This is a genomic window from Nonlabens tegetincola (genome assembly GCF_002954355.1).
GTDB lineage: Bacteria > Bacteroidota > Bacteroidia > Flavobacteriales > Flavobacteriaceae > Nonlabens > Nonlabens tegetincola.
In genome coordinates this window covers 136,994-149,606 of sequence record NZ_MQVV01000012.1, presented here as the reverse complement: position 1 = coordinate 149,606, position 12,613 = coordinate 136,994, and the positions used below count along the sequence as shown (strand labels likewise).

The 12,613-nt window shown below is 36.1% G+C and carries 14 protein-coding genes and 1 tRNA gene; 7 read left to right on the top strand and 8 right to left on the bottom strand.

What is annotated here, in order from left to right:
* Position 1 precedes the first annotated feature (1 nt).
* The 6 genes from serS to BST93_RS04425 all read right to left on the bottom strand — a co-directional run bounded on the left by serS (position 2) and on the right by BST93_RS04425 (position 6,015).
* A complete protein-coding gene (gene serS / locus BST93_RS04450; RefSeq protein WP_105018237.1) occupies positions 2-1,273 on the bottom strand; it encodes a serine--tRNA ligase in 1,272 nt (423 codons plus the stop codon).
* 62 nt (positions 1,274-1,335) lie between these two features.
* Complete coding sequence (locus BST93_RS04445) at positions 1,336-2,673, bottom strand: HTTM domain-containing protein (RefSeq protein ID WP_105018236.1); 1,338 nt, start codon at positions 2,671-2,673, stop codon at positions 1,336-1,338.
* Positions 2,654-3,589, bottom strand: a complete 936-nt coding sequence (locus BST93_RS04440; RefSeq protein WP_105018235.1) for a bifunctional riboflavin kinase/FAD synthetase — start codon at positions 3,587-3,589, stop codon at positions 2,654-2,656. Before BST93_RS04440 ends, BST93_RS04445 begins: the two co-directional genes overlap by 20 nt.
* Before the next feature lie 101 nt (positions 3,590-3,690).
* Positions 3,691-4,257 carry an aminoacyl-tRNA hydrolase gene (gene pth, locus BST93_RS04435; protein WP_152557365.1) on the bottom strand — a complete coding sequence of 189 codons (567 nt, stop codon included), beginning with the start codon at positions 4,255-4,257 and terminating at the stop codon, positions 3,691-3,693.
* 166 nt (positions 4,258-4,423) lie between these two features.
* Positions 4,424-5,053 (bottom strand): 50S ribosomal protein L25/general stress protein Ctc, encoded by a 630-nt coding sequence (locus tag BST93_RS04430; protein ID WP_105018233.1) that lies wholly within the window; start codon positions 5,051-5,053, stop codon positions 4,424-4,426.
* 20 nt (positions 5,054-5,073) lie between these two features.
* Positions 5,074-6,015, bottom strand: coding sequence for a ribose-phosphate pyrophosphokinase (locus tag BST93_RS04425; RefSeq protein ID WP_042277238.1), 942 nt, complete (start codon positions 6,013-6,015; stop codon positions 5,074-5,076).
* A gap of 129 nt (positions 6,016-6,144) precedes the next feature.
* Between BST93_RS04425 and BST93_RS04420 the strand changes: the two genes are divergently transcribed.
* From BST93_RS04420 to BST93_RS04390, 7 genes are all read left to right on the top strand, one after another.
* A tRNA-Leu gene (locus BST93_RS04420) sits at positions 6,145-6,226 on the top strand.
* A gap of 209 nt (positions 6,227-6,435) precedes the next feature.
* A complete protein-coding gene (locus BST93_RS04415; protein WP_105018565.1) occupies positions 6,436-7,215 on the top strand; it encodes a MotA/TolQ/ExbB proton channel family protein in 780 nt (259 codons plus the stop codon).
* A 26-nt stretch (positions 7,216-7,241) separates the two neighbouring features.
* Positions 7,242-7,715, top strand: coding sequence for a hypothetical protein (locus BST93_RS04410; RefSeq protein ID WP_042276090.1), 474 nt, complete (start codon positions 7,242-7,244; stop codon positions 7,713-7,715).
* A gap of 3 nt (positions 7,716-7,718) precedes the next feature.
* Positions 7,719-8,351 carry an ExbD/TolR family protein gene (locus BST93_RS04405; RefSeq protein WP_042276092.1) on the top strand — a complete coding sequence of 211 codons (633 nt, stop codon included), beginning with the start codon at positions 7,719-7,721 and terminating at the stop codon, positions 8,349-8,351.
* Between the two features lie 2 nt (positions 8,352-8,353).
* The gene (locus BST93_RS04400; protein ID WP_042276095.1) at positions 8,354-8,839 is read left to right on the top strand and encodes an ExbD/TolR family protein; all 486 of its coding nucleotides are present in this window, start codon (positions 8,354-8,356) and stop codon (positions 8,837-8,839) included.
* Between the two features lie 194 nt (positions 8,840-9,033).
* On the top strand, positions 9,034-9,654 hold the full coding sequence (locus BST93_RS04395) for an ExbD/TolR family protein (RefSeq protein ID WP_105018564.1): 621 nt from the start codon (positions 9,034-9,036) through the stop codon (positions 9,652-9,654).
* Between the two features lie 135 nt (positions 9,655-9,789).
* Positions 9,790-10,512, top strand: a complete 723-nt coding sequence (locus tag BST93_RS04390; RefSeq protein WP_105018232.1) for a porin family protein — start codon at positions 9,790-9,792, stop codon at positions 10,510-10,512.
* A gap of 6 nt (positions 10,513-10,518) precedes the next feature.
* Here the strand turns inward: BST93_RS04390 and BST93_RS04385 are convergent, their stop codons facing one another.
* Positions 10,519-11,115, bottom strand: coding sequence for a hypothetical protein (locus BST93_RS04385; protein WP_235783925.1), 597 nt, complete (start codon positions 11,113-11,115; stop codon positions 10,519-10,521).
* A complete protein-coding gene (gene rpoN, locus BST93_RS04380; RefSeq protein ID WP_105018231.1) occupies positions 11,115-12,569 on the bottom strand; it encodes an RNA polymerase factor sigma-54 in 1,455 nt (484 codons plus the stop codon). Before rpoN ends, BST93_RS04385 begins: the two co-directional genes overlap by 1 nt.
* Positions 12,570-12,613: the final 44 nt, after the last annotated feature.

Below are 12,613 nucleotides of genomic sequence, written 5' to 3'. Positions count from 1 at the left end.
ATTATTGTATCATATCAAAACCGCAGTAAGGTACAAGAACTTCAGGGATCTTAATACCATCAGCTGTTTGATAGTTCTCCAAAATTCCTGCCATTATTCTAGGTAATGCTAGTGCACTCCCGTTAAGAGTATGTAACAGTTCTGTTTGTTTTTCACCTGCACGGTATCTTAATTTCAAACGATTTGCTTGAAAGGTTTTAAAATTAGAAACACTACTTACTTCTAACCATTTTTCTTGTGCCGTACTATAAACTTCAAAATCATAAGTAAGTGTTGAAGTAAACCCAAGATCACCACCGCACAATCTAAGAATACGATAAGGCAATTTCAATTCATCAAGAATATTCTTTACGTGGCTTACCATATCATCAAGAGCCTGATCACTTTTATCAGGATGCTCTATTCTTAAAATTTCTACTTTATCAAATTGATGTAAACGATTAAGACCTCGTACATGTGCTCCATAACTTCCTGCTTCCCTTCTAAAACAAGGAGTATAACCAGTCATTGCAATAGGAAGGTCTTTTTCTTCTAATAGATCACCTCTATAAAGATTAGTAATGGGAACCTCGGCAGTAGGAATTAAATACAAATCATCATTACCTACATGGTACATTTGACCTTCTTTATCGGGCAGCTGACCTGTGCCGTATCCGCTTGCCTCATTAACAAGGTGTGGCACTTGCATTTCTTGATAACCTGCTGCTGTATTTTTATCTAGAAAGTAGTTTATTAAAGCTCTTTGAAGTCGCGCTCCTTTATTTTTATAAACAGGGAATCCTGCTCCGGTAATTTTATTACCTAGTTCAAAGTCAATAATATCGTATTTTTTAACTAGTTCCCAGTGCGGTTGAGCTTGTTCATCTAGCACTGGCACGGCACCATGCTCCTCAACAACTTCATTATCCTCGTCTGTAGAACCTGCTGGAACACTTTCTTGAGGCACATTAGGAATGTTGTACAACAACTCTTGTAAGTCATTTTGAGCAGTTTGTAACTGCTCAGCAAGATTCTTTGAAGATTCTTTAAGCTCGCCAGTTTGTGCTTTTAGCTCATTAGCCTCTTGTGCTTTACCAGATTTAAATAATTCTCCTATTTGTTTGGACAACTTATTACTTTGAGAAAGTGTTTCATCTAGTTGAGCTTGCAAACTTCTTCTGCGCTCATCTACTTCGATAGCTTGTTCTAGCATAGGCATGGCATCAATATTACGCTTGGTAAGTGCCTGAGCAAATGCCTCTTTGTTTTCTCTGATTGCTGCAATTTGTAGCATTGAAATAAGTTTTAATTATTTAAGCCGATAAAATTACTGATTCTCCTTGTATTAAACGAGAATCAAGGTCGGTTTGTTGGCGTATCTTGTAAAGGTGACGGCATTAACCAATTTGCGTGTTTAAATTGAGACCATGGTTGTGATGCGATGTCAATAGTATCATTTGTAAACTTTGATCTAGGTCTACCATTTATAGAAACACTTGAAGAGATATAAACAGCTACATCTTCACCTTTATCAGCATACTCTTTTTTAAGCCTTTGAGCCAGTTGCCACATGAAATCTGGCTTCGTATTTGCCGAATTAAATTGCTTTCTAGACAATCTTTCTTTGATATTTACGCGTTCACGCTTACCAGTTTCTTTATTCTCCACATAATAAACAGCTCTTCCAGAACGACTGCGCAACATCATGCGCCAGCTTAATCGATGACCTTCTTCAGTCCATAATACATCATCCTCTATCACCCAATGACGCAATGGAAGAACTAGCATAACAAGCAGAAAACTAATAGTAAACACTTTTATAATACCTGCGTGTTTTGGTACAATCACCTCTCGTGCAGCATAAAAAGTTTTTTTACTTAAAAATCTTTTATGAACGGTTTCAGTGGTAAGAAAAAACAATAAAAATGATAGTGCGAGATAAGGGAAAACGCCAATCTTAAAAACTATAGAGTTGAATAAATGGAAGAATACACTTGCTATAATTGCAATCCACCTAGTTCGTTTCCACAATAACAATGGGACAATAATTAAATCGAAAAGCAGCCCATAGTATAGAATAGCAACATGAGCCCAATCTTGTTGAAGAATCTCATAATCACGTCCACGAGTAGACATTAAAAATTTCTCAAAACTTCCATCCAACCAGTCTGGGTAAAACTTAGCTATACTGGCATAGCTGTAAACGATCCATACAAACCCGATAATTAGAATATAAATCCATCGACTCATGTGAATTTTCAATAACTCTTTGTTCTTATTAGCATCAATAGATCCAGCTTTATGAGCAGGTAAGAAAACAAGTAACCAATTAAGTAACATAATCAAATAACAATGATTATTGTAACTAGATTTTTGAAGTAAATAAACGTAAGTCCATGTAATCGCATAAAACAGCATTGCCATCCTATACTTGTACCCTAACATAATAAAGATACCTGCTATTCCCATAGCACTGTATAGAACGTACATGCCATATCCTGGCAATGGCTCTAAAAACTCAAAACCTATGAATGTAAATGTAAACTCAGTATCTATAAATAAACGTTTAACAGCACCCAAGGCAATACTTCCAAAAGCCTCGCAAGTAAGAATGATTCCATAGACCATTCTAAAAACAACAAGAGCAGAATTATCTACTTGGGTAAAAAACCATTTATTTATCGTCTCTCGCATAATCTTGTGTACGCTTTAAATCATCATCCATAGCACTTACGAGTTCCTGCATGGTATCAAACTTCTTTTCATCCCTTAACCGTTTATGAAAAAACAGCTCCATTGAAGTATCATACAAATCACCATCAAAATCTAAATAATAGGTTTCAATGGTACGGTAGTTTCCATTCCCAATGGTAGGGTTAACACCTATGTTAGTCATACCAAAAAAGTGTTTCCCGTCAATACAACTAGATGTTATATAAACTCCATTTCCTGGAATTAATTTGTACTCTTGGTGAACATGTAGGTTTGCAGTTGGGTAACCAATAGTTCGGCCTATTTGTTTACCAGATCTTACATGACCTTTTAAACTATAAGTTCTATTCAAATAGCGATTTGCTCGTTCTATCTCGCCGCTTTCTAGCGATTGTCTCACTTTAGTACTGCTTACTGCAACCTCTTCTACTTCTTCCTTTGAGATTTCAATTATATCAAAATGGTACTCACTAGCATATTCTTTAAGCTCATGAATGCTTGCACTACGATTACGACCAAAACGATGATCATAACCTATAACGACAACACTAGCCTTTAATTGATCAACCAGTATTTCCTTAACATATTCCTGTGCGGTAGTTCTTGAAAACTCTATTGAGAAAGGGTGAATGACCATGTTCTCAATTCCTTGATCTTTTACAAGTTCAGTGCGTTCCTCGATACTATTAATTAATTTCAAATCATGGTCTGGTTGCAATACCATTCTAGGATGAGGAAAAAAGGTAAGAAGCACACTCGTCAAATTGTCTGCTTGAGCACGATTAACCACACGTTGTAAAATTTTTTGATGTCCATGATGCACACCATCAAATGTACCAATGGTAACCACACTCTTTCTATCTGATTTAAATTCGGATATGTTATTATATATTTTCAATTCGCAATTAGTCGATTACTTTATTAAGTCTAGTATACTATTTTTTCACCTTGATGATTTAAGTTTTGTACGCTTTCGCGAAAGCGTACTAACTCTACTCACTACTTACCATTAAATTCATTCATAGCATTAGACAATCCTGCATGAATAAAAGCCAAAGCAGCATTTGAAGCTTTGTCAATACGTTCTGGTAAAGCTGCTTGTTCTTCCTTATTCCATTCTCCCAACACATAATCAACCTGTCGCCCTTTACCAAACTGGGCCGATATACCGAACCGAAGCCTAGGGTAATTAGGAGTATTCAACGTAATTTGAACATCCTTGAGACCGTTATGACCACCATCACTACCTTTTCCCTTCATGCGAATTGTCCCGAACTCCAGATTAAGATCGTCTGTAATAATTAGGATATTCTCTTTTTCTATTTTTTCCTGTTTCATGTAATATTTCACCGCCTTACCACTCAAATTCATAAAGGTATTAGGTTTAAGGAGCACCACTTTCTTTCCTTTATGTGTAGTAGTTGCTACGTCGCCTAACTTTAGAGTCTCAAAGGTAACATCTTTCATAGCAGCAAGTTCGTCTAGTATCTTGAAACCTATATTATGTCGTGTTTCTGTATATTTTGAACCTGGATTTCCTAATCCTACAACTAGAAATTTTTTCATATCACTTTCATGAGTTTTTACTTTATTACCTAGTAATTTTTGCAACCATGTAAACATCTTTCAAAGCTATAAAAACGAGACGATCTTTTTGTTATAAGTTTATAAAATGCTGGCACAAAAAAAGCCTTGAGAACTCTCAAGGCTTGTAATTTAGGTTTAAGAAAATTTATGCATCTTCCTTAACTGCTGCTACATCGCTAGTTTCAGTAGCTGGCACATCTTCATCTTCATCATCGTCATCTGCAACAGCATTACGAGATGTTTTAACCATTACAACAACCATTGTATCTGGGTGCATAATTTCATAAGAATCAGAACGCAATTCCTTAACCTGTCTCTTCATACCAATTTTAAGGTCTGAAATTTCTACATTAATGTAGTCAGGTAAGTTTGCAGGTACTGCTTTAACTCTAAGCTTACGGTTAGGGAATTTAAGTACACCACCGTTAAGCACACCACGTGAATTACCGTGTAGTTTCACAGGGATTTCCATAGTCACTGCTTTATCATCAAAGATTTGATAGAAATCAGCATGTAATAATAATTCTCTTACTGGGTGCCATTGTAAATCTTGAGCAATAGCATTGTAAGTACCGTCTTCTCCTAGATCGATCACTACAGTGTGAGCATCTGGAGTATAAACAAGGTTTCTGAACGCATTTTCGTGCGCTGCAAAGTGTACTGGCTCGTCTCCTCCGTAGATGACACAAGGAACCATACCAGCATTACGTAGGGCTTTAGTTGCCTTTTTACCCACGCTTTCTCTTTTAGATCCGTTGATCGTGATTGACTTCATTTATTTAAATTTAAATTAATTTACATTATAAAATTATCGCTGATGGACTCATTTTGTTGCACGCTTTTCATCACAGTCGCAAACAGTCCTGCACAGGATAATACTTTTATTTTAGAACTCTCCTGTCTTAAAGGAATAGAATCGGTTACAATTAACTCTTCTAATTGAGAGTTCTCAATTCTCTCATAGGCTTTACCGGAAAGAATTGCATGAGTACAAATAGCTCTTACACTTTTTGCACCGCGCTCCATCATTACATCAGCAGCTTTAGTTAACGTTCCGGCAGTATCTACCATATCATCAACTAGTACCACATTCTTACCTGTCACGTCTCCAATTAACTCCATGTGAGAAATAACATTGGCCTTTTGACGTTGTTTATAACAAACTACCACATCACTTTCTAGAGTTTTGGCATAAGCATAAGCTCGTTTAGAACCACCCATATCAGGTGAAGCAATAGTAAGATCCTCTAAAGCTAATTCCTTCAAGTGAGGTACAAATAAAGAGCTTGCAAAAAGGTGATCTACTGGTTTTTCAAAGAAGCCTTGAATTTGATCAGCATGTAAATCCATTGTAATGATTCTTGTTGCACCTGCTGTCTCAAGCACTTTAGCAATCATTTTTGCTCCTATTGGAACACGTGGTTTATCTTTTCTATCTTGTCTAGCCCATCCAAAATATGGAATTACCGCTGTGATGTGTCTTGCACTTGCTCTTTTTGCAGCATCTAACATCAATAACATTTCCATAAGGTTATCGCTACTAGGCTGTGTTGATCCTATGATAAAGATACGACGACCTCTTATAGATTCTTCAAAGCTAGGTTGAAACTCACCATCACTAAAGGTAGAGAAGTTAACCTGACCTAACTCGGCACCATATGCCGTAGCAATTCTTTTGGCAAGGTCCATACTTTGCCTGCAGCCGAATAATTTTGCGTCCTTAAGTGCGTAGCTCATTTCTCTAGTCTTTATAGGATGTTGGTTTTGAGCGTGCAAAAGTACAATTATATATTGAGTTGTCCATATTTATCAATAATAATATCGCTACAATGATTACTTTTATTACTTTTGCGCTCTCTACTTATTGCCTCAGTGGTGGAATTGGTAGACACGTTGGATTCAAAATCCAATGCTTCACGGCGTGCCGGTTCGATTCCGGCCTGAGGTACAAAAGCCCATCCTTAAAAGGTTGGGCTTTTATTTTACAATAAATTTTCGCGTTTAAAGTTGACTATATATTAAGGAACACTAACATAGGTATAAATGTTAAGTTAATGTCATTTTTTACGATTGTTAGCCCTTTGCTTGTATAATCTGTTTGAGATATTATATATTTACCTCCTTAACTTGAAAATTCAAATAAATCAATATCTAAAAATGAAACGATCACTTTCAATTTTACTCGTTGCAGTTATGATGATGCTAGGTATGGCAAACACTTCAACTGCTGCTACAACAACGACTACTAATGCTGCGATTACTACAATTGTTACGCAAAATGCTGACCCTGTAGAAAAGGTAAGCTTTCACCAAGAGCTTAAAAAGCGATTCATAGAAGGTGGTCCTGTGTTTATGGCGATTGTATTACTTTGTCTTATCTTAGGTCTAGCTATCGCTATTGAAAGAATTATTTATCTAAACCTTTCCACAACAAACTCTAAGAAATTAGCTGCAAACGTAGAAGACGCTCTTAAGAGTGGTGGTGTTGAAGCTGCTAAGGAAGTTTGTAGAAACACAAAAGGTCCTGTTGCTTCTATCTACTACCAAGGTTTAGACCGTGTAGATGAAGGTATAGACGCTGCAGAAAAAGCTGTAGTTGCTTATGGTGGTGTTCAAATGGGCCAATTAGAAAAAAATGTTTCTTGGGTATCTTTATTCATCGCACTAGCACCTATGCTTGGTTTCATGGGTACAGTAATCGGGATGATCAAATCTTTCGATAGTATCGCAGAAGCAGGTGCTATGGAACCATCACTAGTTGCAACAGGTATTAAAGTTGCGCTTCTTACAACTGTATTTGGTCTGATTGTTGCTATTATTCTTCAAATCTTTTACAACTACATCATTGCTAAAATCGATAGTATTGTAAATGACATGGAAGATGCATCAATTACATTGATAGACATCTTGTCTGACTACAAAAACGGTAAACTTTAATAGTAGAATCTTAAAAAACTAAAACCATGGCATTACATAAAGTAATAAAATATCTTGTACTCTTGCTAGGTTTAGTGGCTTTTGGATTCTTTTTCTACACCCTTGCTGTGGGTGATGAGGCTATTGAACTTAATGAGAACGGAGTTCAAAGCTCTACAGTAACACCAATGATGTATCTATCTTATATCATTTTAGGAATAATCATATTATCTGTAGTAGTATTTGTACTTAAAGGACTATTTACAAGTCCAGAAACTCTTAAAAAGAGTTTGATCTCAATAGGTCTACTCGTAGTAGTAGTTCTAATTTCTTATTTTGCATTTGCTGATAATTCAGTAGTAAATGCACAAGGAGAAGCTATCATGTTAGACGACGGCGAGCAGTTAACTGCGAGCACCTCACAATGGATCGGAACATCTTTATATGTATTCTACATACTAGCAATAGTTGCTGTAGGTACTATTGTTTGGTCTGGAGTGAGTAAAGTTTTAAAAAGATAAATTATGGCTAGAAGATCAGCACCAGAAGTGAATGCAGGTTCCATGGCTGATATAGCGTTTTTGCTACTTATCTTCTTCCTAGTTACAACAACTATTGAAGTTGATAGTGGTATCAAACGTAAGTTACCGCCACCTGCGCCAGAAGAGCAAGAAGCTCCACCAATTAAGGAAAAAAATATCTTCCAAGTACTGGTTAATAAAAACGACCAGCTACTAGTAGAAGAGAAACCTATGGAAGTTAAAGATTTAACTAAAGCTGCTATAGAATTCCTAGATAATGGTGGTGGAGACACACCTAGAACTGCTTGTGGATACTGTCAAGGTAAAAAAGATCCAGCATCATCTGATAATCCAGATAAGGCTGTGATTTCACTTGTAAATGATAGACAAGCTAGCTACAGTATGTACATCACCGTAATGGATCAATTAGTAAAGGCTTACACAACACTTAGAAATCGTGAAGCTAATAGACTATATGGTGTATCTTACGAAGAGCTAAAAGCAGAAAAGGACGGTTGGCCAGAAACAGAAAAGGAAGACAATCCTGATTATGAAAAACTGGTTGAGAAAATCGAAAAAGTAGAAGAGTTGTTCCCTGGTAAATTATCAGAAGCAGAACCTCAAAAAGCAGGATAATTATGTCAAAGTTTAAAAAGAAAAAGAGTGGTGATTTACCAGCGATTTCTACGGCTTCGCTGCCAGATATCGTATTTATGCTTTTATTCTTTTTCATGGTTGCTACGGTAATGCGTGAAAATGAATTAAGCGTTGAAAATAATCTTCCACTTGCAGGTGAAGTAGAAAAGTTATCCGACAAAAACAAAGTAGCTTTCATTTACATTGGAAAACCTAACGAAAAAATGCAAAAGCAATTTGGTACTAATGATGTAGTACAACTAGGTGATAAAATCTCAAGTGTCAAACAAGTTCAAGACTACGTTAACACTAAGAGAAATAAAATGAATGAAGACGAAAAGGATGAATTTTTGGTTTCACTTAAAGTAGATAGAAACTCTAAAGTTGGTATTCTTACTGATGTTAAACAAGAACTTAGAGATGCCTATGCACTCAAGGTTAATTACACTTCTAAAGAAGGTAATTCAATGAAAAACATTAAGAAGTAAATTTCACTTTAATACAAGTTAAAAGCCAGTCCTAGGGACTGGCTTTTTTTGTTTTATTGCATTTCATACAATTGCCTGATAATCAGTGGCACGACCTTTGATTTTGGTTACAGGAGTACTTACGAATTATAATTAAGCTTTATCAACTTATTGCTTCGTAATTCTCATTAATGTTAACCTTAAATTTTATCAAAATGGCAAAACGAAACGCACCAGAAGTGAATGCAGGCTCAATGGCAGATATAGCATTCCTGTTACTTATCTTCTTTCTAGTAACAACAACCATTGAAACAGACACCGGAATCTTAAGAAAATTATCTAAGCCTAACGACACACCTGCGGTTAGTATTCCTGAAAGAAACATTTATCAAGTAATAGTAACATCGGACAATCAAATAATGGTTGAAGGATCACCAATGGAGATAGAAGACATCACAACAAGCGCTATTGCCTTTTTAGACAATGGTGGCGGATCTGGAAATAAAACCTGTAATTATTGTCAAGGAGAACGAAATCCAGAGTCCTCTGACAATCCAGATAAGGCAGTGATCTCACTGGTAAGTGACCGACAAACCGATTACAAGACCTATTTGACAGTTACTGATCAACTTATCAAAGCATATAACCATTTACGAGACAGAGAGGCCCTAAGACTTTTTAACACGAGCTACAAAGCGTTGAAGCTAGAACGTCAAAATTGGCCACAAAACGATTTAAACTCACCTGAATTTCTCGAATTGAAAAGGAAAATTGAACTGGTTGAAGATCTCTTTCCAGGAAAGCTATCGGAGGCTGAACCTGTAAAAATTGAATAATCTCAAATCAATAACAATACGGCTAATATGTGACTTTAATATATTGTACAATCCTTGCCTTGTCAAATAATTACAATTTTATAGTCACATATTTTCTTTTACTATTAGTAACTTGCTTACGGCAAAACAAACCTTATGAGAACATACTCGCTTTTACTAATTATCTTTCTTGTTAGTTATATCTCTTTTGGACAGGATACCACTGTTCAAACACAAGAATTTGAGAAAATACCAGAAAGCGTAAACGATTCATTGTATAGAGAAGATCAAATATATGTAGGACTAACTTTTAATCTAATTAACAATGAACCCGATGAGTTTTCTCAAAATGGATTTTCAGGTGGTCTACATTTAGGGTTTATTAGAGACATGCCAATTAATAAAAGAAGAAATATTGCCATAGGTATAGGTTTAGGATACAGCACAAATAGATATAATTCCAACTTATTTATTAATACCGATGAAAGCGGTAAAACAACTTATCAAATTATTGATGACGACATTGATGTGGATCGCAATCGTTTACACACCAATCTAATAGAGATGCCCATACAATTTAGATGGCGCACTTCTACTCCTACAGAATATACCTTTTGGCGTATCTACACCGGTGTAAGACTAGGGTATATCTTTCATCACAAATCCGACTTTCAAGGCGAAGGAGTTACAAGAGTCCTAAAAGACATTCCAGAACTAGAAAAATTTAGATTTGCTGCAACCTTAAGCATCGGTAATGGAAGTTTTAACGCTTTTGTGATGTATAATCTAAATCCATTATTCAATGAAAACGCACAAATAAATAACGATCCTATCAATCTTCAACCGATAAAATTTGGAATAGAATTTTACATTCTATAATACGTATTAAACCCCAATATAAATTTGTGTAATCAAACCGGTCAAAAAGCCAAATATTATTTCGTGATTAGAATGTGCTTTTAAATATAATCGTGCAGACGCTGTAACCCCAGCTATTATACTTATACCAGCTATTAAATACAACAACGGTAGATTCATAGTGAATAAAAGAACAAACACAAAACCTAGCAATCCACCTATTCCCATCATATGCAAACTTATTTTATACCTCATAAAAGAGAGAACTGCTGCGATAAATGAAGCGACTACAATCCCGATAAAGAAATAATACAATGGTGTATGAAATCCATCTCTAAAGCCACCACGTGCTACGATCACAATCAATATCGTATAACAAATAAGTGGCCAGGTGCGTTCCTTTGATGTTTTTAAATCTATAGATTGAACTATACCAAGTATTTTTAATATTACATAAATCAACAACGGGATAATAATGGTAAGCAATCCTATCAAATACAACTTGACATCAACTTGCTGATCATTATCATAGGTATTATAACTAAGAAACCAAAACGATACAACAAAAGGAATCCATAAGGGATTTGTCACGACGCTCCATATCTTAAAAAAGCGTTCTTGCATTAGATCTCTTTACGCAATCTTGCTACGGGAATATCTAGCTGCTCACGATACTTAGCTACCGTTCTTCTGGCTATAGGATAACCTTTATCCTTAAGGATCTCAGCTAGTTTTTGATCCGTAAGAGGTTTTTTCTTATCCTCTTCATTAATCACAGTTTCTAGTATTTTCTTTATTTCCCTAGTAGAAACCTCTTCTCCGTCTGTATTAGTCATGGATTCCGAGAAAAATTCCTTGATCAACTTTGTTCCATAAGGTGTATCCACATACTTTGAATTTGCCACACGGCTCACGGTAGAAACGTCCATACCAATTTCATCGGCGATGTCCTTTAAAATCATAGGACGTAAGTTACGTTCATCACCTGTAAGGAAATATTCCTTTTGATAATGCATAATGCTAGACATCGTTACAAACAGTGTTTCTTGTCGTTGCTTTATTGCCTCAATGAACCACTTTGCACTATCCAGCTTTTGTTTAATGAACATCACAGCGTCCTTTTGAGACTTAGTCTTCTCCTTTGCCTCTTTATAACCTTTAAGCATGTTAGAGTAGTCTCTAGACACGTGTAGCTCTGGAGCATTACGACCATTTAGAGTAAGTTCTAACTCGCCGTCTTTAATTCTAATTGTAAAATCTGGAACAACTTGCTCTACGATTTTTGTACTGCCGCCAGCGTATGAGCCTCCAGGTTTTGGGTTTAAATGCTCTATTTCTTCAATAGCATCACGCAATTCTTCCTCACTTACATTGTATTTAGAAAGTAATTTTTTATAGTGCTTTTTACTAAAAGCGTCAAAACTGTCTCTAATCAACTTAATTGCAAGCTCAGTATCTGGGGAATTACGCTTTCGCGAAAGCTGAATCAATAAACACTCCTGCAAACTACGGGCTCCTACTCCGGCAGGATCTAGCTGTTGTACGATACGCAACACCTTTTCTACCTCATCCACATCGGTGTAAACGTTCATGGTAAAGGCTAGGTCATCTGCAATATCCTCCAATGATCTGCGTATGTAACCGCTACCATCTATGCTACCTACTAAAAATTGCGCGATACTAGCTTCTTGATCGGATAATCGCCTAGTATTAAGCTGATCAAGAAGGGTTTGAGTAAATGATTTTCCTGCCGCATAAGGAACACTTTTCTCGTCTTCATCCGCACTGTAGTTATTAGATTGCGTACGATATTCTGGTATCTCGTCGTCGCTTAAATATTCATCAACATTGATATCTGCCTCGATGGTTTCATTATCTTGATCAAAATCGTCGTTAGTAAGTGAGTCATACTCATCTTCTGATTTTTCCTTGCCACTATCAAGTGCAGGATTTTCCTCAAGTTCAGATTTAACTCGTTGTTCAAATGCCTGTGTAGGCAGTTGAATCAATTTCATGAGCTGAATTTGCTGCGGAGACAGCTTTTGAGAAAGTTTAAAATTGAGTGTTTGCTTAAGCATTTACAAATATTCTTACTTGTAAAAATAAAAAAAGCCTGTGTGAT